Raw genomic sequence first — 20,882 nt, 5'->3', positions numbered from 1 at the left:
ATGAGAAATCCTCCCGGCCTGCTGATCTCGGCGCCATCATCGGGCACCGGCAAGACCACCGTGATGCTGGGTCTGCTGCGGGCGCTGGCCGAGGACGGTCTGGCGGTGCAACCCTTCAAGAGCGGACCGGATTATATCGACCCGGCCTTTCATCTGGCCGCCGCCCGGCGACCCTCGTTCAACCTTGACACCTGGGCGATGGACGAGACGCTGTTGAGCGGTATCGCGGTGCAGGCTGCGGGGGCTGACATCGTGGTGGCCGAAGGCTCGATGGGGCTCTTTGACGGGGTCGCCAAACCCGGCGAGAGTGGCCATGGCACCAGCGCCGAAACCGCCTTGCGCATGGGCTGGCCGGTGGTGCTGGTGCTGGATGTGGGCGGTCAGGCGCAATCGGCGGCGGCCACCGCGCTGGGGTTTCGTATGTATAATCCCGACCTGCCCTTTGCAGGGGTGATCCTGAACCGTTGCGCCAGCCCACGCCACGAACGCCTGACCCGGCTGGGCATGGAACGCGCAGGCCTGCCGGTGCTGGGCGTGCTGCCCCGGCGCGGGGATCTGACCCTGCCCGAGCGGCATCTGGGGCTGATCCAGGCGGTGGAGCATCCCGATCTGGAAACTGCCATCGCTGGCTATGCCGCGTTTTTGCGCGAACATGTTGATCTGGAGGCCATCAAACAGGCGGCGTCTTCCTCAGGCCCCAATGGGCCATCGTCAGCCGCGCTGCCGCGTCCTCCGGCGCAACGAATCGCGCTGGCCCGCGACGCCGCGTTTTCATTTACCTACCCGCATCTATTGGAAGGCTGGCGCGCGGCGGGGGCAGAGATCTTGCCGTTCTCGCCGCTGGCGGACGAGGCCCCGGCACCCGATGCCGATATTGTCTGGCTACCCGGTGGCTATCCGGAACTGCATGCGGGCAGGCTGGCAGCTGCGCAGACCTATCTGGGCGGATTGCGCAAACACGCCGAGACCCGGCGCGTGCATGGCGAATGCGGCGGCTATATGGCCCTTGGCGAGGCGCTGATCGACAAGGAGGGCAACCGGCACGAGATGGCCGGGCTGCTCGGGCTGGTGACGTCTTATGAGAAGCGCAAGTTCAACCTTGGCTACCGCAAGGCCATCCTGACCGCGCCGATGCCTGGCTTTGACGCCGGGGCCGCGCTGCGCGGGCATGAGTTCCACTATTCCTCGATTGTCGAACAGCCCGACGCGCCGCTGGCCCGCGTACTGGATGCCGAAGGGGCCGAAGGGCCGCAGACGGGCTCGATTCGCGGCGCCGTCACCGGCACTTTCTTTCACCTGATCGCCGAGGCCCGGTCATGAGCGGGTTCGTCTCTTTTGTCGGCTCCGGCCCCGGTGACCCGGAGCTGTTGACCCTCAAGGCGGTGGACCGGCTGCAAAAGGCCGATGCGGTGCTGTTCGATGATCTCAGCAGCGGCCCGATCCTGACCCACGCCCGTGAAGATGCCGATCTGGTGGGCGTGGGCAAACGGGCGGGTCGCCCTTCGCCCAAGCAGGACCATGTGAGCCGGTTGCTGGTGGAGTATGCCCTTACCGGCCAACGCGTGGTGCGGCTGAAGTCCGGCGATGGTGGCATGTTCGGACGCCTGGAGGAGGAACTGGTCGCGCTGAAGGCGGTCGGGATCGAGTATGAGATCATTCCCGGCATCCCCTCGGCCGTGGCAGCGGCGGCGGCGGCAGGTATTCCGCTGACCCGGCGCCTGACCGCGCGGAGGGTGCAGTTTGTCACCGGCCACGATATCAGCGGCGAGCTGCCGCAGGACCTGAACCTGGCGGCATTGGCCGATCCGATGGCCACCACGGTGGTTTTCATGGGCAAACGCACTTTTCCGCTGCTGGTCGAGGCGCTGCACGCCCACGGCCTGCCTTTGGACACGCCAGCCCTGCTGGCCGAAGCCGTTTCAACCCCTGATCAGGCCCTGCACCGGTCGAGCATTGGGGATCTCTCGGCCAAGCTGGCCAGCGAACCCGGCTCTGCCCCGGCGTTAATCCTCTATGGGCCGCTGGCCGACGGGTGAATGCCGCTTTTGGGCTTGACGCAAACGGGCCGGACAAGACATGAGTGCAACTACGGTGCCCGGGCCGCAAGGTTCGGGGAAAAGGGAACGGGGTGCAACTCCCCGACTGCCCCCGCAACTGTAATCGGGAAGCACGCGTGGTATCCGCCACTGGCATGATGCCGGGAAGGCCCGCGCGTGTGACGATCCGTGAGTCAGGAAACCTGCCGTGAATTGAAACAGCCGGGCAACCGGCACACGTATTCGCCGGGGTTGGCGGGAAGGAGACTTTACATGCATATCGAACCGGGTGTCGTCCATGGCGCAAAAATGGTTTTCGCCTATGGAACAGCGGCCGCTGCCGCAGGCTATTCCCTGAAACTGATCGCAGATGATCTGAAGGAACGCGCCGCGACCTCTTTTGTGGCTCGCAGCATCGCCGCCACGCTGGGCGTCTTCATCTTCTTCGAGGTGTTGCCGCATTTCCCGGTCGGCATCTCGGAAGTCCACTTCATCCTCGGCACCACGCTGCTGCTGATTTTGGGCGCCGCGCCCGCCGCTGTGGGCCTTGCCGCCGGTCTGGCCATTCAGGGTCTGCTTTTTGCGCCCAGTGACGTGCCGATGTATTTCGTGAACCTGACTACGCTGCTGGTGCCGCTTTTTGGCATTCATGCGCTGGCCAAACGCGCGCTGCCGCAGAATGTGGCCTATGTCGATCTGGGCTATGCGGATGTGTTGAAACTGTCGGCGGCCTATCAGGGCGGCGTGATCGCCTGGGTCGCGTTCTGGGCCTTTTACGGTCAGGGTTTCGGCGCTGAGAACATGGCAGCCGTTGGCAGCTTTGGCATGGCCTACATGCTGGTGGTTCTGGTCGAGCCGGTCTTTGACCTCGCCGTTCTGGCGGGCGCCAAGTCGCTGAAGGGCCTGAAAGACTCCGGCCTGGTAACCTCGCGCCTCTATCACGCGGCCTGACCTGATCTAACGTGCAAAGGATGGCTCCGACTCAAAAAGGGTCGGAGCCATTGTCTGTTATGCAAGAGCTTTTCCTGATCGGTATCGGCACCGGCAACCCCGATCACGTGACCCGCGAGGGCACGCGTGCGATCCGCAACGCGGATCTGATCCTGATCCCCCGCAAGGGCAGCGGCAAAGAGGATCTGGCCGGTCTGCGTGAACAGATCATCACAGGCCTGAGCGACACACCCCCGCCGCTTGCCCATTTCGACATCCCCAAACGCCGCGCCGATGACGGTTATCTGCAGGGTGTGGAAGAGTGGCACGACGCCATCGCACGGCGCTGGCAAGAGGCCATCGCAGACCACCCGGAGGCACGGCGCGTTGCCCTGCTGATCTGGGGCGATCCGTCGCTTTATGACAGTTCGCTGCGCATCGCGGGCCGGCTGGACCCGAAACCGGCGATCCGGGTCGTTCCCGGCATCACCGCCCTTCAGGCGCTGACCGCCGCCCATGCGATCCCGATCAACGAGCTTGGCGCGCCCTATGTCGTCACCACCGGGCGCCGCATCCGCGACGAGGGCTGGCCCGACCCGGTCACCTCGGTCGCCGTGATGCTGGACGGCGAATGCTCGTTTCGGTCGCTCGATGCCGACCGCTATGACATCTGGTGGGGCGCGTTTGTCGGGATGCCGGAACAGATCCTGATCCATGGCCCGCTGGGCGCGGTCAGCCAGCAGATCATCGACACCCGCGCCGCCGCCCGTGCCGAGCATGGCTGGATCATGGATATCTATCTGCTGCGCCGGCGCGCGGGCTGAGCGCAGGGCGCGGGTCCACGGAAATGTGATGTCGCCCGACCGCATGGCATGGCATCAAGGATGCGTGGTCCTCGGAGGATGCCATGCTCAGAATCGCTTGCCTTGTTGTTGCCCTGCTTACCGCCACAGTGACCCATGCAGATGATCTGTCTGCGCGCGACGGGTGGATGGTTGTGCCGACCGGAAAATCCCATGACCAGCTTGTCAGTGATGTGAAAGCTGCCGTCAAAGAGAACGGGCTGATCGTCGTGACCCAGGCCGGGCCGACCAAGGCCGCCGCCGCGCGTGGCATCACCATTCCGGGCAATCGCGTCATTGGCGTCTTCAACAATGATTTCGCGGTGCGCGTGCTTGCGACCTCGACCGCCGCCATGATCGAGGCACCGGTCCGGTTCTATGTGACCGAAAATGCTGACGGCACGGCGACGCTGTCCTACAAAACCCCCTCTTTCGTCTTTGCGCCCTACACGGAGGGAGGCACCGAATTACTTGCCATTGCGCAGGAGTTGGACAGCCGTTTCGACGCCATCGCCAAAGCGGCTGCGTCCTCACAGTGACGTGATTCCACTTGCCTCTGGCCGCGCAACGCGCAATCTCCGCTCATTGTTTGTCCGGAGACCCCTTGATGCAGAACCACCCCATTCGCGCCGCTGACCTTCTGGCCCGCAGGCTGTACGAGGCGGGATGCCGCCATGCGTTTGGGATGCCCGGCGGCGAAGTGCTGACCCTGGTCGATGCGCTGGAAAAGGCCGGGATCAGTTTTCACCTGGCCAAACACGAGAACGCGGCGGGTTTCATGGCTGAGGCGGTGCATCACCGCAACGGCGCGCCCGCAATCCTGCTCGCGACGCTCGGCCCCGGCGCGATGAACGGGATCAACGTGGTCGCCAATGCGCAGCAGGACCGGGTGCCGATGATCGTGTTGACGGGCTGCGTCGACGCGGATGAGGCGCTGACCTACACCCATCAGGTGATGGACCATCAACAGGTGTTCCGCCCGATCACCAAGGGCACGTTCCGGATGACCGCCAAAGGCGCCGACATCGTCGCTGACAAGGCAGTATCGCTGGCCACGCAGCCGCGTTGCGGCCCGGTGCATATCGACGTGCCGATCTCGGTCGCGGATGCGCAGGTTTCACCCCCGCGCCTGCGCCGTCTGGTTCCTGCGGCCCCGGTGACCCCCTGCGGCACCGAGGTTGAGCAGGCGCGCAAATGGCTGACCGCCAGCAACCGGCCCATCGCGGTAATCGGGCTGGATGTGCTCTATGACGGGTCGGCCTGCGTGACCCGCGCCTTTCTGGAACATTTCGGCATCCCCTTCGTGACCACATACAAGGCCAAGGGCGTGATCCCCGAAGACCATCCGCTCTGTCTGGGTGGCGCGGGCCTGTCACCCTTGGCCGACAGCCATCTGGTGTCGTTGGTCAAGCGCGCGGATCTGGTGCTTTGCATCGGGTATGATCCGATCGAAATGCGCCCTGGCTGGCGCGAGATCTGGGACCCGGCCATGCAGAATGTCATCGATATCGCGGCGGTTCCGAATGATCACTACATGCATCAGGCAGGCGTGAACCTTGTGGCCGACACCGCCGCCACGCTGGAGGTTCTGGCCAAGGGCATCCCGGCGCGCCCGACATGGGTCGAGGGTGAGCCCGAAAAGGCCCACCATGCGCTCGCCGCAGCCTTTCCCGCCGATGACGATTGGGGCCCGGCGGCAGTGATCGCCGAGACCCGTGCCGTGTTGCCGGACACGACGCTGGCCAGTGCCGATAGCGGCGCGCATCGCATCCTGCTCAGCCAGATGTGGGGCTGTAGCGAGCCGCGCGGTCTGATCCAGTCCTCGGGGCTGTGCACCATGGGTTGCGCGGTGCCGATGGCGATCGGGCTGAAACTGGCCGAACCGGACCGCCCCGTCATCAGCTTTTCCGGCGATGCCGGGTTTCTGATGGTCGCCGGGGAGCTTTCGACCGCTGCCGAGATGGGCGGCAACCCGATCTTTCTGGTCTTCGTGGATGCCAGCCTCGCGCTGATCGAGTTGAAACAGCGGGGTCGGCAGATGGCCAACCGGGGCGTCGATTTCGGGCATCACGATTTCGCCGCCATCGGGCGTGCCTTTGGTGGCTATGGACATACCGTGCGAAACCGTGCCGAGCTGCGCGCGGCCCTTGAAACTGCGCAGGCAGCGGACCGTTTCACGGTGATCGCCGCCGAAATAGACCGCGAGGGATATGATGGTCGTATCTGAAGGCGCCTTGAGCGGCATCAAGGTTCTGGACCTCAGCCGCATTCTGGCGGGGCCGACCTGCACGCAATTGCTGGGCGATCTGGGGGCCAGCGTGCTCAAGATCGAAAACCCGGCGACGGGCGGCGACGACACACGGCAGTGGGGTCCGCCCTATGCCGAGGACGCCGAAGGAAATCCCAGCGATCTCAGCGCCTATTTCATGTCCGCCAACCGCAACAAGAAATCGGTGGCCGTGGATATCACCACGCCCGAAGGGCAAGCCACCATCAGACGGCTGGCGGCAGAAGCCGATATCCTGATCGAAAACTTCAAACCCGGCGGGCTGGCGAAATACGGGCTCGACTATGCGTCTCTTGCAAGTGAGCTTCCCTGGTTAGTTTATTGTTCCATATCGGGTTTCGGGCAGACCGGCCCGAATGCCTCGAAGCCCGGCTATGACCTGATGGCGCAGGGTTATGGCGGGATCATGTCACTGACCGGAGACCCTGAGGGCAGCCCGATGAAAGTGGGCGTCGGCATCGCGGACGTGATGTGCGGGATGTATGCCACCGTGGGCATTCTGGCCGCGCTGCGCCACAAGGAGCGCACCGGCGAAGGCCAGCAGATCGACATTGCGCTGGTGGATTCGCAGATCGCCTGGCTGATCAACGAGGGTGTGAATTACCTGACCACTGGCGAAACACCGCAGCGGCGCGGCAACGGGCATCCCAACATCGTCCCTTATGAAGTCTACGAGACCGCCGACGGCCATGTGATTCTGGCAGTGGGCAACGATGCGCAGTTCCAGCGTTTCTGTACTTTTATCGGCCATCCCGCATTGCCCGACGATGCGCGTTTCGCCACCAACCCCCAGCGCCTGGACCACCGGGATGCGCTGAACGCGGTGTTGCGCCCGGCGCTGCGTCAGCGCAGCACCGCAGAGGTCATCACCGGGCTGGAGGCGGTCAAGGTTCCGGTCGGTCCGGTGCAGACGCTCGATCAGGTGTTTGCCACCGATCAGGTGGCGGCGCGCGACATGCGGCTGTCATTGCAGGCCGCCCCCGGCCCTGTCGATCTGATCGGCAATCCGCTGAAATTTTCCCGGACACCGGTCACCTATCGCCGCGCCCCGCCGGTCTTTGGTGCGGATACGGATCAGGTTCTGGACAGCGATACGCCCTTCGACGATTGAAACAGATCGCCTGTCTTGGCAGCGTTCGGCTGAAACATGCCACCCCATCGGCGGATTTTTTCGCGTTTTCCGCACACGCCGTTTCACCAATTCGCGAGCGAGGTCGATACTGTTACTGGCCTTGAATAGAGTTTGCTAAGGCAATGGCAGCCTTACGAAAAATTACAGAGTGGACCCCGGCATGAAACAAGACGTTTTTGGACAGATGAACAGCCTCACCCGCGCAGACAGCGCCGAGGCATGGGACGGTGTCCTGCTCGGCTTTCTGGCGCATGCCGCGGTGACGCCCGATCATCTTGCCAAAGTGCTCACGCTTGAGCCGGATTTTGCGCTGGGCCATGCGGTCAAGGGGATGTTCCTGTCGCTGCTTGGGCGGCGCGAACTGGTCCCCGCCGCCGCCGAGTCGCTGGAACTGGCCGAGGATGCCACCCGGCACGGCACGATCACCTTGCGCGAACAGAAATATGTCACCGCGTTGCGCCTGTGGCTCAGCGGAAATCTGACCGGAGCGGTGCAGACCTATGAGGCGGTGCTGCGCGACCATCCCGACGACACGCTCGCCATGAAGCTCAGCCATGCGTGCCGCTTTGTTCTGGGCGATTCCGACGGCATGCGCCGGTCGATCGAACGGGTGATGCCCGCCTATGCCCCCGACCATGCCGGGCGCGGCTACCTGCTGGGCTGCCACGCGTTCTCGCTGGAGGAAACCGGCGCCTATGACAAGGCCGAGATTGCCGGACGGCAGGCGCTCTGGATGGTGTCGGACGATGCCTGGGGCCTGCACGCGGTGGCGCATGTGCATGACATGACCGGCAACGCGAAAACCGGGCTGGAATGGCTGTCGGGCCGCGAGGCCGCCTGGGCGCATTGCAACAATTTCCGCTATCATGTGTGGTGGCACAAGGCGCTGATGCATCTTGATCTGGGTCAGGTGGACCGGGTGATGGAGCTTTATGACGCCGAAATCCGCAAGGACCGGACCGACGACTACCGCGATATCTCGAACGCCACCTCGCTGCTGATGCGGCTGGAACTGGAGGGCGTCGACGTCGGCAACCGCTGGGACGAACTGGCCGATCTGAGCGCCGCGCGGACCGAGGATGGCTGCCTGATCTTTGCCGATCTTCACTACTTGATGGCCCTGACCGGCACCGATCAGGCGGATGCCAGCGCCCGAATGCTGGCCCGCATCCATGCCGACGCCAAGCGTAGCAATTGCGACGTGACGCGGCGCATGGGTGATCCCGGTCTGGCTGCGGCCAGCGGGCTTTGCGCCTTTGGCGAGGGGAATTATGCCGAGGCCTTCGATAACCTGTTGACCGCCCGCGACAAAATGCACCTCGCTGGCGGTTCACATGCGCAGCGCGATGTGTTTGAACGCCTCACCATCGATTCTGGCCTGCGCGCCGGGCGGTTGGACGCCGTGGAACGTATCCTCGACGACCGGCAGGCCAAGCGCGCGGGCGGTGAAGACAATTATGCCCTGGCCCGCCGTGCATTGATCGCATCCGGGCGCGGTGGAGCGAACGCGCAAAGCGTGCCTGCCGAATAACGACCTGGAAGGACCCAAGCCGTATGGCGACGATTTCGCCCACTTCCGATTTTGCGATGGTCCGGGACCGCGCGGAAACCCCCGCGCGCACCCGCGATCCCCGGCTGGATTTTTATCGCGGCATCGCGATGTTCATCATTCTTGTCGCCCATATTCCGGGCGACCCGTGGTCCAGATGGATCCCGGCCCGGTTCGGGTTCTCGGATGCCACCGAGATATTTGTGTTCTGTTCGGGCATGGCCTCGGCCATCGCCTTTGGCGGCGCTTTTCTGCGCAAGGGCTGGTGGATGGGCACCGCCCGCGTCGCCTTCCGCATCTGGCAGGTTTACTGGGCACATATCGCGCTGTTTTTCTTCGTGGCGATGAGCATGGCGGCGCTGGATAATTCCGGTGCGTTTGAAAAGAGTTACGTCAGTGCCTTGAACCTGCAGAAGTTCTTTGCTGACCCGGCCAGCCAGATGGTTGGCATCTTCACCCTCAGCTATGTGCCGAACTATTTCGACATCCTGCCGATGTATCTGGTGGTTCTGGCGATGATGCCCTTGTTCATGGCGCTGCACCGGATCAGCTTTTGGGCAGCGGCGCTGACCTCGGTCGGCATCTGGGCCGTGGCACAGACCGGCGTATTGGCCTTGCCCGCCGAGCCGTGGTCGGACCGGCAATGGTTCTTCAACCCGTTTGGCTGGCAATTGCTGTTCTTCACCGGGTTCGCCTTCATGCGGGGTTGGATACCGGCCCCGCCCGTTTCGAAACTGCTGATCTGGATCAGTGCGTTGTTTCTGGTTCTGTCCGCGCCGTTTGGCTCGTGGAAGGTCTTTCTCTGGGTCGATGCCTGGAACGGGCAGGTCGGAGACGCCATCCGCGATGTCTGGCCGCTGACCAAGGAATTCCGCGACAAGACCGATTTCGGCCTGTTCCGCTACATGCATTTCCTGGCGCTGGCCTATCTGGGCTGGGTTGTTGCTGGGGACAAGGGACAGCGGCTGGTGGCCACCGGCACCGGCGCGCTGGCGCAAGTCTGGCGGGTGATGCTGACATGGATCACCAAGGTCGGCCAGCAATCGCTTGCGGTCTTTGTGTTCTCGATGGCCGCCGCGCGTCTGATCGGCGTGTTTCTGGACGCTGCTGGGCGAAACTTTGCCAGTGTTACGGCCGCTAACCTTATTGGTTTTGCAATGTTAATCGGAGTGGCCTATGTGGCCGCCTGGTTCAAATCGCACCCCTGGAAGTCCAATACATGACCCTTTCCCGCCGCGCCTTTCTGACCACGACTTCGGCCTTTGCGCTGGCCCCCGCCATGGGTTTTGCCACCGGGTCCGGCGTGTCTTTTGATCGGACAACGGTGATTGCCCAGGCGCGTGATCTGGCCAGCCGTCCCTATGCGATGCGCGCGGCGGTTCCTAAGCCCTGGCAGGACCTGACCTACGAGCAATACCGCTCGATCCGGTTCAATATCGAACAGGGGCTGTGGAATGGAACCCAGACGCCCTTCTCAGTCGATTTCTTTGCCCCCGGTCTCTATTTCCCGCGGTCCGTGCAAATCCTGACGGTCGAGGATGGGACGTCGCAGCCGGTGGGCTTTGATCTGTCCATGTTCGACCGGTCCAAGGATGTGCCAGCGCTGCCCTCGGACGAGACGCTGGGCTTTTCCGGCCTGCGCCTGCGCACCGAGATGCACCGCCCCGGCCTGACCGATGAATTCTGCGTGTTTCAGGGCGCGAGCTATTTCCGCGCCATCGGGCTGGGCGAGGCCTATGGGCTCTCGGCCCGTGGTCTGGCGCTGAACACCGGTGAGCCGGATGGCGAGGAATTCCCCGAATTCATCCGTTTCTGGCTGGAACGCCCGGCCCCGGGTCAGCGCAACATGGTCGTCCACGCCCTGATGGACAGCCCCAGCGTTTCGGGTGCCTACCGGTTCGAGATCACGCCGGGCGAGGATTGCGTGATGGAGGTCGAGGCAACGCTGTTCCCGCGCACTGAGCTGTCTCATGTGGGCATCGGCCCGCTGACCTCGATGTTCCTCTACGATCAGACCAACCGCACCCGGTTCGACGATTTCCGCCCCGCCGTTCACGACAGTGACGGGCTGATGATCGAAAACGGGTCGGGCGAAGTGATCTGGCGACCGCTGGCCAACCCGAAACGGCTGCAGATTTCCTCTTTCGTGGATCGTAATCCGCGCGGCTTCGGGCTGATGCAGCGATCCCGGACCTTCTCGGATTTCGCTGATCTCGAAGCGCATTATCACCGCCGCCCCGGCCTTTGGGTCGAGCCCAAAGGTGAATGGGGCAAGGGCACCGTGACCCTGGTCGAGATCCCGGCGGATCAGGAAATCTATGACAATATCGTCGCCTACTGGCGCCCCGCCACCCCGGTTCCGGCGGGCGAGCAGATGGATATCGCCTATCGACTGACCTGGGGGCATGAGCCCAACCGCACCGCCCTGCCCCGGGTGATCAACACTGCCATGGGTGACAACACCTTTGGCGAAGGCCGTCTGGCGGTGATCGATTTCGAAGACACGCCGCTGCTCGATGATATCGAAAGTATCGATGTCATCACCTATTCGCCCCATGCCGACGTGACAGAGGGCGTCTTGCAGCGCAATCCCGACACTGGCGGCTTGCGTCTGGCCTTTGGGTTCGAGCCCGCCGAGCGTGACCATGTGGAGTTGCGTGCGCAATTGCGCCGGGATGGCAAGCCCGCCTCCGAAGTCTGGCTGTACCGGTGGACCACATGACGCATGATCTGCATATCATGCCCTCCCTGGCCGCGCTGGAGATGCCGGTGCAGGATTTCGGCACGCGCTTTCACGACACGGATGCCCCGCAAGAGGGCACGGGCGCGCCTGCCGCATGGTTGTGGCGTTTTCTGGCCTTCACCCCTGCGCTGGCGGCGACGCTGGGGCTGGTCTGGGTCATGCAGGACTGGTTCTCGGATGAGGGGGTCTCGCTGGTCGAAGGCATCCTGCTGGGGCTGATCTCGTTCAATTTCTTCTGGATCACGTTCACGGTCAGTACCGTGCTGCTCGGGCTGATCTCACTGTCGCGCCTGTCACCGCAGCGTGTGCGTGAACGCCCGCAGCCTTTGCGCGTGGCACTGTTGATGCCGGTCTATAATGAGGTTCCCTGGTACGTGCTGGGCAACGCCCGCACCATGCTGGAGGAGCTCAAGGCGCGCGGCGGGGCGCATCACTATGCGATGTTTGTCCTGTCGGACACCCGCGACGATGCAATCGCCGCGCAGGAACAGGCCAGCATCGAGGCACTGCGCACCACACTGGCCCCGGATCTGGAGCTTTATTACCGCCGCCGCGAACAGAACACCGACCGCAAGGTGGGCAATATCGCCGACTGGATCAGCAGCTGGGGCGCCGATTGGGACGCCATGCTTGTGCTGGACGCCGACAGCCTGATGACCGGTCGCGCCATTGCACGGCTGACCGATGCGCTGGCGCGTGATCCCTCGGCCGGTCTTGTGCAGAGCTTTCCGCAGCTGATCGGCGCGCAATCGGTCTTTGCCCGGGTGCAGCAGTTCGCCAATGGCGTCTATGGCGCGGCCTTTGCCGAAGGGCTGGCGCGCTGGTGCGGTGAAGAAGGCAATTACTGGGGCCATAACGCGATCATCCGCACGCAGGCTTTCGCCAATTGCGCGGGCCTGCCGCGTCTGCGCTCGCTGACGGGGCGCGAACAGCTGATCATGAGCCATGATTTCGTCGAGGCCGGCCTGCTGCGCCGCGCGGGCTGGAGCGTGCGCTTCCTGCCGCGCATTCGTGGGTCTTACGAGGAAACACCCGCGACCCTGATCGACCATGTGCAGCGCGACCGGCGCTGGTGCCAGGGCAATCTGCAGCACCTGAACCTGTTGGGCTCCAAAGGCTTCCGCTCGATCTCGCGCTTTCACATGTTCCATGGCGCGATCGGTTATCTCCTGTCGCCGATCTGGTTCGCGCTGCTGGTAATGTGGGCCCTCATTGGTCGGGGCGAGGATGCCAGCGTGCTGCATTATTTCAGCCCCGACAATCCGATGTTCCCGCAGTGGCCCGAGATGACCGAGGCCCGTCACGCGCTGATCATCGTGCTGATGTATGCGATGCTTCTGGCCCCGAAACTGCTGGGCGCGGCGGCGCTGCCGCTGACCGGCACACGCTATCGCGAGTTCGGCGGTGGGGGTCGGTTCAGCCTGACCTTCCTGTCCGAGATCTGCCTGTCGATCCTTTATGCGCCGATCCTGATGGTGCAGCAGATGATTGCGGTGTTCCGCAGCCTGTTGGGCCTGCAAAAGGGCTGGTCGCCGCAGGCCCGCGATGGCGGCAGCTATGGTCTGCGCACGCTGCTGATCTGCCACGCGCTGGAAACCGTGAGTGGCGCGATCCTGACTGTGGGCATTCTGGGGGGCGTGGTTTCAGCCTGGTTGATCCCGATCGCACTGAGCCTCACACTCGCCGTTCCGCTTTCGGCCCTGAGTGGCGTCACCGCAGGGGCAGCACGTCGCCTGCTGGGCATGCGCGAGGACTTCCGCGAACCGGCAATCACTCGCACCGCCCGCACCTATCGCAGCGAGCTGAAATCGCTGCTGGACGGCAAAGGCGCGGTTACCCCGGCGGAGTGATTGGTCGAATTGGACGGCGACTCCGCGGACTTTGCTGCCATTGGTCATTTGCATTTAAAAGCCGCTCTCGTTGTAAAGCGGAACTTCGGCAAGTTTTTGAACTCATTTAAACAACCTAGTATGAGCCGAAAACGTCTCAATTGGACACCTTTAGATGCCTCACGTCACCGTGCTCGATATTTAGCAAGCTCACTCCAGCACAATTCAAGCGCATCCGACGTGTTCTGCGACTTACGCGCCGCGCAAATGTTCCACGTAAGGTTCTGTTTCATCGTCACGGGTTTGACTGTCTTTGCACGGATCAACTCTACGAATGTGTTCGACATCCCTCCCACGATGAAGTCAGGCACTGCCAACAATCCGGTCAAGAGGTTGTAGTCGTCGCATTCGATATGTGGCTGTGCATTAACCTTTTCGACGGCCTCAGCACCGCCACCAAGTGCTTTTGTCAAAGCGGCTTTCCAATGTTTGTGGAGATGTGGCGATGCAAAGGGAAAATCGAATATGCCTGCCATGGTTTGAGGGCCGCGCTGGTGAATCTCATGATCTCGATGAGCAACGAACTGGATGGGTTGTTTCTCCATCACCATAATCTCAACATCGTCGGCTTCGGGTGTGTAGGTCAGATCACCGAGAAATACGTCGAATTCCCCAGCCTGCAATAGGTCGAGTGGACGAGCGTAGGCACTCACCAGAACTCGGAAGCGCAGGTCAGGCATCGTCCTTCGTACGGCGCGCAAGACGGGCAGGATCAAAGTTCCTGTAGTTAGCGGCCCGCAACCGAACAGCAAAGTTCCCGGCCCGGTTTCACGCAATCCAGCAACACGGGTCGCATAGCGGTCCAGGTCGTCGCGCAGCGCCTGGGCGATTGGCAAAAACTCCTGCCCCGCGCGTGTCAGTGTGCTGCTGTTTCGGCTTCGGTGGAACAAAACAAGTCCCGTGTGTTCCTCGGCCTGCCCAACATAGCGGGACAAGGACGCGTTGGAAACACCCATCGCACGGGCTGCATTTTGGAAGCTGCCGGTTTCAGCCAATGCAAGAAAGGCGGACAAGGCGTTTTCGTTCATCATGTGGTCAAGTTCATTTCAAGTTTCGTGGTTTAGTTTTCACAATATGAAATCATGGTAAAGCTCTGTTGCGGCGCGAAAGTCTCAATCGCTATCCCTGATGGACCCTTCGATATTCGCACCATCGATATCGTCTTCTACGTCCACAGAGGTAAAAATGTTCATTCTTCGATCTGTTGCGGTTTCCGCCACGCTGGCCACGGCTTCGATCTGTGCCATGCCAGTTTTGGCCGAAACCGACCAACCCAATATCCTTGTCATCATGGCCGACGATGTCGGTTGGGCCAGTCTGGGCAGCTACCATCAGGGTGTAAAAAGTATCAAAACCCCCAACCTCGACCAGCTTGCCGCGGATGGCATGCGCCTGACGGATTACTATGCGCAGCCAAGCTGTACCGCCGGACGGTCTGCCTTTATCACCGGTCAATTTCCGGTTCGAACGGGGATGCACACGGTTGGCCTGCCCGGAGACCCGGAAAAAGGTCTAAGCGAAAATGACCCTACTCTAGCCAACATGCTAAAATCTTTGGGCTACACAACTGGTCAATTTGGCAAGAACCATCTGGGCGATATGAACAAGTTCCTGCCAACAGTGAAAGGCTTTGACGAATACTGGGGCTGGCTCTATCACCTGAACGCGATGGAATACACATCCGATCCGGACTGGCCGAAAGATCAGAAATTCAACGACACTTTTGGCCCTCGGAACATCATCCACGCCTACGCAACTGATACCATGGATGAAACTGTTGATCCGCGCTGGGGTTTGGTCGGAAAGCAACGCATTATCGACGATGGTCCCGCTCCGCCCGAGCGGCAGAAGACGCTCGACGATGAAGTAACAGCGCACACACTGGACTTCATAGACCGCGCGGTTGACAGTGAAACGCCTTTCTTCGTGTGGATGGCCCCGGCCCGCGCGCATGTATGGACCCATCTGAGCCCCGAATACGAAGCCATGTTAGGTGGCGGGCGCGGTTTGCAGGATGTGGTCATGAAGGAACTTGACGACAACGTAGGCAAAGTCATGGCGCGGTTGGACGAACTGGGCGTCACAGAAAACACAATCGTCGTCTTCACCTCGGATAATGGCCCCGAAACCATGACTTGGCCCGACGGGGGAACAACGCCATTCCATGGTGAAAAGGGGACAACCTGGGAAGGTGGTTTCCGCGTCCCGGCCATCATTCGTTGGCCCGGACAAGTCCCAGCCGGAACCGTGAGCAATGGTATATTTGCCGGTCTTGACTGGATGCCCACCCTTGTTGCCGCCGCCGGCGGCCCGGACGATCTGCCCGGATCATTGCTCCAAGGCTACGAGGGCTATCAGGTGCATCTGGATGGGTTTAACCAACTGACGTTTTTGACTGGTGACAGCGACAGCAACCGGAATGAGATCATCTACTACGAAGGTCCGGACCTGCAAGCCGTGCGGCATGGTGACTGGAAAGCGCACTTCACGATACAAACCGAAGGTTGGGCGGGGCCCAAAGAAGAACTGAACGCACCCCTGCTGTTCAACCTGCGCCGCGATCCCTACGAAAAAGCGGCCGAGGAATCGGGGATGTATACACGGTGGATGGGCAACAAGATGTGGGCATTTGGTCCTGCCGCCAAAATCGTCCAAAACCACCTGTCTACGTTCAAGGAATATCCTCCACGGGGATCGGACATAACCAACCAAAGCCATGTCGAAGAGCAAATTTCGACCGAAGGTGGGATGTCGCAGTAGAAATCAATACTTGGGAGGCATCAATCGTTGCCTCCCGATCCATACAAGAGTTTGCGCGAAAGCACCTGCTTACGAGGGTCCGCTTTAACACCCAAACTTGTCATTTGGTCTTAGCGCAGCATCAGTCAATTTGGGCTCAAAGCTGACAAATGCAACGTGTCGGGCTCGAAACGAGAACACCCGCTGTCAGGATCAGTAAGCCTGGGTGTTCCACTCTATGCACGTGATGATAGATGGTGATCAGCAAGCACCACGGACACCGATGTCCCGAGCGCGCATGTCCTCAGCTTCCCGGCAACCCCTCTGCCCAATCAACGACCATGTCGGCCCAGCCCTGTGGAACCTGATGACCGCCCGGAAACAGCGCAAATTCCAGCGCGCTGCCGTCAGCGCAGCGGGTCCATTTGCGCCGCATGAACTGGCCGGTTTGGGAAAATCCGTCGGGTTTGTTGTCGGCGCATTCATTGGCCGCGCGCCAAATCTCCAGCCCGGTAAAGATGTCGCCCTGAATGAAGCGTCCACCGCCCAATTGCCGCCCTTCCAGCGGCACCACCGGGTCGGTCCAGCCATGGGTCTGGAACAGACGCACCGGACCGGCGCAGCTTTCGGGATGGGGCCGCCAGAACCCGCCGGACACCGGGGCATAGGCAGCGAACGCGTCGGGCGTGGCGCAGGCCAGATAGCTGACCATGAAGGCACCGCCCGAGAACCCCGCCAGAATCATCCGTTCCGCGTCGACCCCGAACCTATCGGCAGCGTCGGCCCGGACCGCATCCAGAAACGCGCTCTCGTCGCGCCCTTCCCAGCCCGGATAGAACACCCAGCTCAGCGGGCCGTCTTCGCCGCGCGGCTCACCGGTGGGGGCGATCACCGCATAGCCGCGCGCTTTGAAACCCTCGACCATGCCGCGCATCTTCAGCACGCCCTGCCCCGACCCGCCATAGCCATGCAGGAAGATGACGGCGGGCATGCCCTGTTCCGACCTGTCGGGCAGTTCGATGTGATAGAGACCGGTGTCGATCTCGCAGGCGGCTTCAAGCTCAGCGCAACCGGCCTGTGCCCCCTGCGACACAAAGGCCAGCGTCAGGGCCAGACATAGTGAACGGATCATTCATTGTTCTCCTCAAACGCCACAACAGGCAGGTCCGCGTCGAGCCATCCGGTGGCATTGCGCGATCCCAGCATGCCACCGGGCACGTTGATGATGTTGGTATAGCCCGCCTCACTCAGCTGCAGGCTCATGTTGGCCGAGCGCACGCCCCGGGCGCAGATCAGTGCGATGGGCTGGTCGGTGTCAGGCCCGGCAACCGACCTGAGCGCAGCGATGAAATCCTCGCGCCGCATGTCGATCGGATGGGCACCCGCGCCGATACCCGTCCGCGCCCATTCATCGGGGCGGCGGATATCGATCAGCACGATGTCATCGCGCGCCGCCTTGTCATGCGCCTGCTCCACGCTCAGCTTGCCGCCCGCATAGGCAGGCGGAATCAACCGGTATTCCCGAATGGCAAATCCTGCGGCCACCATAACTGCGCCACCAAAGAGAATCCTCCTGCGCGTTACCGGCCCGGTTTTTTGAGGCACTGCCATGATCTCAACCCAATGCGTATCGACAGATGATACTTAGCATATTCGCCATAAATTGCCTGCCCCAGCCACCGCCCGTGCGATCACCATCGCGTCAACCACAGGCGGGTCGTGCCCTGCGCAATCAGTTTCTGCAGACCTTGTTTGCCCTTATGGGAAATTTGAAAACTTGCATTAACGGTTGAGGTTGGAAATTATCCGTGACAGCGCGTTGGCAGATTTCAACCAAAGACCGGAGAGCAGCTGGTGTCCCTATTCCTGATCGTGGCCCTTCCATTTCTTGGAGCAGTTTTTCCGGCTTTGCTGATCCGGGCGGGCCGCAATGCCTGCGCCTGGTCCGCCGGGGTCACGAGCGCCCTGGCCTTCGTCGGTCTGATGATCAACCTGCCCGCCGTGCTGCGCGGCGAGGCGGTGACTGCCCGGCTAGACTGGCTGCCCTGGCTGGGACTGAACGCAAACTTCTTTCTCGACGGGCTGGGCTTTCTGTTTGCCGCGCTGATCCTCGGGATCGGGCTGCTGATCATCCTTTATGCGCGGTTCTACCTGTCGCGTGAGGACCCGATGGGGCAGTTCTATACCTATCTGCTGCTGTTTCAGGGCGCGATGGTCGGGATCGTCCTGTCCGACAACATCCTGCTTTTGCTTGTTTTCTGGGAGCTGACCTCACTCAGTTCCTTCTTGCTGATCGGCTATTGGAAACATCTGCCCGAAGGGCGGCAAGGCGCGCGGATGGCGCTGGCAGTGACCGGCTCGGGCGGGCTGGCGATGATCGCGGGCATGCTGATCCTGGGCCATATCGTGGGCAGCTATGACCTGAGTGTCATTCTGCAAAACAAGGAACTGATCCAAGCCTCGCCGCTGTACCTGCCTGCGCTGATCCTGATCCTGCTGGGCTGTTTCACCAAATCGGCGCAGTTTCCGTTCCATTTCTGGCTGCCGCATGCGATGGCCGCACCCACCCCGGTTTCAGCCTATCTGCATTCGGCCACCATGGTGAAGGCAGGCCTGTTCCTGCTGGCGCGGATGTGGCCGGTGCTGGCGGGAACACCCGAGTGGTTCTATATCGTGGCCACGACCGGTCTGATCACCATGCTGCTGGGCGCGGTGATCGCGCTCTTCAAGGATGATCTGAAAGCGCTGCTGGCCTTTTCGACGGTCAGCCATCTGGGGCTGATCACCATGCTGCTGGGTTTCGGCACCGAGATCGCCGCCATTGCCGCCATCTTCCACATCATCAACCACGCGACCTTCAAGGCGGCGCTCTTCATGAGCGCGGGCATCATCGACCACGAGACCGGCACCCGCGACATCAAGCGGCTGGGCGGGTTGCGGCACCTGATGCCGGTCACCTTCACCATCGCGCTCATCGCCAGCCTGTCCATGGCGGGCCTGCCTCCGCTCAACGGGTTTTTGTCCAAGGAGATGATGCTGGAGGAAACCGTCCACACGGTATGGGGCCATTCGCACCTTCTGGTGCCCGGTCTGGCATTGCTGGCGGCGCTGTTCTCGGCGGCCTATTCCTTTCGGTACATCGCGCATGTCTTCCTGGGCCCCAAGCGGAGCGACTATCCATCCCCTCCCCACGACCCGCCGGTGGGCTTGTGGCTGGCCCCGGCGTTTCTTGTCGTTCTGGTGGTCACCATCGGGCTGAACGCACAGGCGATGGTCGGTCCGCTGGTCAAGGTCGCCGCATCAGCGGTGACCGGTGGAGAGCTTCCCTATTTCAAGCTGAAGCTCTGGCACGGGTTCAATACCGCGCTTCTTATGTCCACGGTGGCCACTATTGGCGGTCTGATCCTGCTCATCATGCATGGCGGGCTGGAGCGGGTCTGGAACGCGATGCCGCGCCCCGAGGCCAAGACCATCTTTGACACCGTAATCGGCACCCTGACCCAGGTGAGCCGCGTCATCACCGACACGCTGCACAATGGGGCAATCTCGCGCTACGCGATGATCTTTGTCGTCTTTACGCTGGCGATTGCGTCTTACGCCTATTTCACCGGCACAATGGAGCTGCCTACGCGTGACGTTCAGGACGCGCCGCTGCTGCCCATCGTGGCCTGGTTCTGCCTGATCTCGGCCACGGCGATGCTGACTTTCCTGCACCGCAACCGGCAGCTTGCACTGGTGCTGATCGGTGTGGTCGGGTTGATCGTGTCGCTGTCGTTCAACTTCCTCTCGGCGCCTGATCTGGCAATGACGCAGATCTCGGTCGAGGTGGTGTCGATCATCCTGCTGCTCTTGTGCCTGAACTTCCTGCCCAAGACCACGCCAGTGGACAGCAGCCTGACGATCCGGCTGCGAGATGCGGTGATTGCGGGCGTGGCAGGTGTGGGGTCAGCGGCACTGATCTATGCGGTGATGATCCGCGATTTCTCGTTCCCGACGATTTCCGAGTTCCATCTGGCCAATTCCTACAAGGGTGGTGGCGGCACCAATGTGGTCAACGTGATCCTGGTGGATTTCCGGGGCTTTGATACCTTTGGCGAGATCATCGTGCTGGGCATCGCCGCGCTGGTGATCTTTGCCCTGACCGAGGCGGTGCTGGCCTCGAATGTCCGCGCCTATCTGCTGAACCGCAAACCGGAATGGCCGCAATCGGGCGACGCGCACCCGCTGATGATGGTGGTGGTCACGCGGGTGATGATGCCGATCGCGCTGATGGTGGCGGCCTATATCTTCTTTCGCGGGCACAACCTGCCGGGCGGCGGGTTCATCGCCGGGCTGGTCGCGGCGATTGCCTTTGTGATGCAATACATGGCCAGCGGGTTCACCTGGGCCGCCGAGCGGCAGCGGATCTTCTATCACGGCGTTATCGGTAGCGGCGTGCTGATCGCTGCGGCCACCGGCATGGGGGCCTGGTTCAACGGGCTGCCCTTCCTGACAAGTGCTTTTGGCTATGTGCATCTGACACCGCTGAAAGAGTTCGAGCTGGCCACCGCCGCGCTCTTTGATCTGGGCGTGTTCCTGGCAGTGCTGGGCGCTGTGATGCTGGCACTGGAAAGCCTGTCGCGCTTTGCCTGGCAGCCCGGAATGGTCACCGAGCATGCGATGGACATCAACCCCAAACGCGACGATCCGCCCGACCCGAACACGGATCAGCCCGCTTCGGAAGGAGAGGCATAAT

At 62.0% G+C, this 20,882-nt stretch carries 16 protein-coding genes and 1 riboswitch; of the genes, 13 read left to right on the top strand and 3 right to left on the bottom strand.

Going from position 1 to position 20,882, the window contains the following annotated elements:
• The 11 genes from M3P21_RS11235 (at nt 1) to mdoH (ending at nt 13,369) form a co-directional block, all read left to right on the top strand.
• On the top strand, nt 1–1,320 hold the full coding sequence (locus M3P21_RS11235) for a cobyrinic acid a,c-diamide synthase CobB (protein WP_249710071.1): 1,320 nt from the start codon (nt 1–3) through the stop codon (nt 1,318–1,320).
• Entirely contained in the window at nt 1,317–2,036 is a 720-nt protein-coding gene (gene cobA, locus M3P21_RS11230) for a uroporphyrinogen-III C-methyltransferase (protein ID WP_249710069.1), read from the top strand. The genes M3P21_RS11235 and cobA overlap by 4 nt, the downstream gene beginning before the upstream one ends.
• A gap of 36 nt (nt 2,037–2,072) precedes the next feature.
• Nucleotides 2,073–2,261: riboswitch (cobalamin riboswitch) on the top strand.
• Nucleotides 2,262–2,309: 48 nt separating this feature from the next.
• Nucleotides 2,310–2,987: an energy-coupling factor ABC transporter permease gene (locus tag M3P21_RS11225; RefSeq protein WP_249710067.1), complete on the top strand. Its 678-nt coding sequence runs from the start codon at nt 2,310–2,312 to the stop codon at nt 2,985–2,987.
• A 59-nt stretch (nt 2,988–3,046) separates the two neighbouring features.
• A complete protein-coding gene (gene cobF, locus M3P21_RS11220; protein ID WP_249710066.1) occupies nt 3,047–3,790 on the top strand; it encodes a precorrin-6A synthase (deacetylating) in 744 nt (247 codons plus the stop codon).
• An 83-nt stretch (nt 3,791–3,873) separates the two neighbouring features.
• Nucleotides 3,874–4,347: a DUF302 domain-containing protein gene (locus M3P21_RS11215; protein ID WP_249710064.1), complete on the top strand. Its 474-nt coding sequence runs from the start codon at nt 3,874–3,876 to the stop codon at nt 4,345–4,347.
• A 68-nt stretch (nt 4,348–4,415) separates the two neighbouring features.
• The gene (locus M3P21_RS11210; RefSeq protein WP_249710063.1) at nt 4,416–6,035 is read left to right on the top strand and encodes a thiamine pyrophosphate-binding protein; all 1,620 of its coding nucleotides are present in this window, start codon (nt 4,416–4,418) and stop codon (nt 6,033–6,035) included.
• Nucleotides 6,022–7,206 carry a CaiB/BaiF CoA transferase family protein gene (locus M3P21_RS11205; protein ID WP_249710119.1) on the top strand — a complete coding sequence of 395 codons (1,185 nt, stop codon included), beginning with the start codon at nt 6,022–6,024 and terminating at the stop codon, nt 7,204–7,206. Before M3P21_RS11210 ends, M3P21_RS11205 begins: the two co-directional genes overlap by 14 nt.
• A gap of 181 nt (nt 7,207–7,387) precedes the next feature.
• Nucleotides 7,388–8,758 carry a tetratricopeptide repeat protein gene (locus M3P21_RS11200; RefSeq protein ID WP_249710062.1) on the top strand — a complete coding sequence of 457 codons (1,371 nt, stop codon included), beginning with the start codon at nt 7,388–7,390 and terminating at the stop codon, nt 8,756–8,758.
• A gap of 23 nt (nt 8,759–8,781) precedes the next feature.
• Nucleotides 8,782–9,999, top strand: a complete 1,218-nt coding sequence (locus M3P21_RS11195; protein WP_249710061.1) for an OpgC family protein — start codon at nt 8,782–8,784, stop codon at nt 9,997–9,999.
• Nucleotides 9,996–11,498 (top strand): OpgD/OpgG family glucan biosynthesis protein, encoded by a 1,503-nt coding sequence (locus M3P21_RS11190; RefSeq protein WP_249710060.1) that lies wholly within the window; start codon nt 9,996–9,998, stop codon nt 11,496–11,498. Before M3P21_RS11195 ends, M3P21_RS11190 begins: the two co-directional genes overlap by 4 nt.
• Complete coding sequence (mdoH, locus tag M3P21_RS11185) at nt 11,495–13,369, top strand: glucans biosynthesis glucosyltransferase MdoH (RefSeq protein ID WP_249710059.1); 1,875 nt, start codon at nt 11,495–11,497, stop codon at nt 13,367–13,369. Before M3P21_RS11190 ends, mdoH begins: the two co-directional genes overlap by 4 nt.
• A gap of 164 nt (nt 13,370–13,533) precedes the next feature.
• Here the strand turns inward: mdoH and M3P21_RS11180 are convergent, their stop codons facing one another.
• Complete coding sequence (locus tag M3P21_RS11180; protein ID WP_249710058.1) at nt 13,534–14,439, bottom strand: LysR family transcriptional regulator; 906 nt, start codon at nt 14,437–14,439, stop codon at nt 13,534–13,536.
• Between the two features lie 154 nt (nt 14,440–14,593).
• Here M3P21_RS11180 and M3P21_RS11175 point away from each other — a divergent pair, with 154 nt between their 5' ends.
• A complete protein-coding gene (locus M3P21_RS11175; protein WP_249710057.1) occupies nt 14,594–16,168 on the top strand; it encodes an arylsulfatase in 1,575 nt (524 codons plus the stop codon).
• Between the two features lie 283 nt (nt 16,169–16,451).
• Here the strand turns inward: M3P21_RS11175 and M3P21_RS11170 are convergent, their stop codons facing one another.
• The gene (locus M3P21_RS11170; protein ID WP_249710055.1) at nt 16,452–17,279 is read right to left on the bottom strand and encodes a CE1 family esterase; all 828 of its coding nucleotides are present in this window, start codon (nt 17,277–17,279) and stop codon (nt 16,452–16,454) included.
• The gene (locus M3P21_RS11165; protein WP_249710053.1) at nt 17,276–17,758 is read right to left on the bottom strand and encodes a rhodanese-like domain-containing protein; all 483 of its coding nucleotides are present in this window, start codon (nt 17,756–17,758) and stop codon (nt 17,276–17,278) included. The genes M3P21_RS11170 and M3P21_RS11165 overlap by 4 nt, the downstream gene beginning before the upstream one ends.
• Nucleotides 17,759–18,001: 243 nt before the next feature.
• On the opposite strand from M3P21_RS11165, the gene M3P21_RS11160 reads away from it, so the two are divergent.
• A complete protein-coding gene (locus M3P21_RS11160) occupies nt 18,002–20,881 on the top strand; it encodes a monovalent cation/H+ antiporter subunit A (RefSeq protein ID WP_249710051.1) in 2,880 nt (959 codons plus the stop codon).
• Nucleotide 20,882: the final 1 nt, after the last annotated feature.

The organism is Ruegeria spongiae, from assembly GCF_023502395.1.
In the GTDB taxonomy this organism is placed as follows: domain Bacteria; phylum Pseudomonadota; class Alphaproteobacteria; order Rhodobacterales; family Rhodobacteraceae; genus Ruegeria_C; species Ruegeria_C spongiae.
Note: the sequence above shows the minus strand (reverse complement) of the source record. Positions and strands in the feature narration are given on the sequence as shown.

Excerpts from the sequence above, each read along its gene's own strand:
- M3P21_RS11235 (WP_249710071.1), top strand. The coding sequence starts at position 1 with ATGAGAAATCCTCCCGGCCTGCTGATCTCGGCGCCATCATCGGGCACC.
- cobA (WP_249710069.1), top strand. The coding sequence starts at position 1,317 with ATGAGCGGGTTCGTCTCTTTTGTCGGCTCCGGCCCCGGTGACCCGGAG.
- M3P21_RS11225 (WP_249710067.1), top strand. The coding sequence starts at position 2,310 with ATGCATATCGAACCGGGTGTCGTCCATGGCGCAAAAATGGTTTTCGCC.
- cobF (WP_249710066.1), top strand. The coding sequence starts at position 3,047 with ATGCAAGAGCTTTTCCTGATCGGTATCGGCACCGGCAACCCCGATCAC.
- M3P21_RS11215 (WP_249710064.1), top strand. The coding sequence starts at position 3,874 with ATGCTCAGAATCGCTTGCCTTGTTGTTGCCCTGCTTACCGCCACAGTG.
- M3P21_RS11210 (WP_249710063.1), top strand. The coding sequence starts at position 4,416 with ATGCAGAACCACCCCATTCGCGCCGCTGACCTTCTGGCCCGCAGGCTG.
- M3P21_RS11205 (WP_249710119.1), top strand. The coding sequence starts at position 6,022 with ATGGTCGTATCTGAAGGCGCCTTGAGCGGCATCAAGGTTCTGGACCTC.
- M3P21_RS11200 (WP_249710062.1), top strand. The coding sequence starts at position 7,388 with ATGAAACAAGACGTTTTTGGACAGATGAACAGCCTCACCCGCGCAGAC.
- M3P21_RS11195 (WP_249710061.1), top strand. The coding sequence starts at position 8,782 with ATGGCGACGATTTCGCCCACTTCCGATTTTGCGATGGTCCGGGACCGC.
- M3P21_RS11190 (WP_249710060.1), top strand. The coding sequence starts at position 9,996 with ATGACCCTTTCCCGCCGCGCCTTTCTGACCACGACTTCGGCCTTTGCG.
- mdoH (WP_249710059.1), top strand. The coding sequence starts at position 11,495 with ATGACGCATGATCTGCATATCATGCCCTCCCTGGCCGCGCTGGAGATG.
- M3P21_RS11180 (WP_249710058.1), bottom strand. The coding sequence starts at position 14,439 with ATGATGAACGAAAACGCCTTGTCCGCCTTTCTTGCATTGGCTGAAACC.
- M3P21_RS11175 (WP_249710057.1), top strand. The coding sequence starts at position 14,594 with ATGTTCATTCTTCGATCTGTTGCGGTTTCCGCCACGCTGGCCACGGCT.
- M3P21_RS11170 (WP_249710055.1), bottom strand. The coding sequence starts at position 17,279 with ATGATCCGTTCACTATGTCTGGCCCTGACGCTGGCCTTTGTGTCGCAG.
- M3P21_RS11165 (WP_249710053.1), bottom strand. The coding sequence starts at position 17,758 with ATGGCAGTGCCTCAAAAAACCGGGCCGGTAACGCGCAGGAGGATTCTC.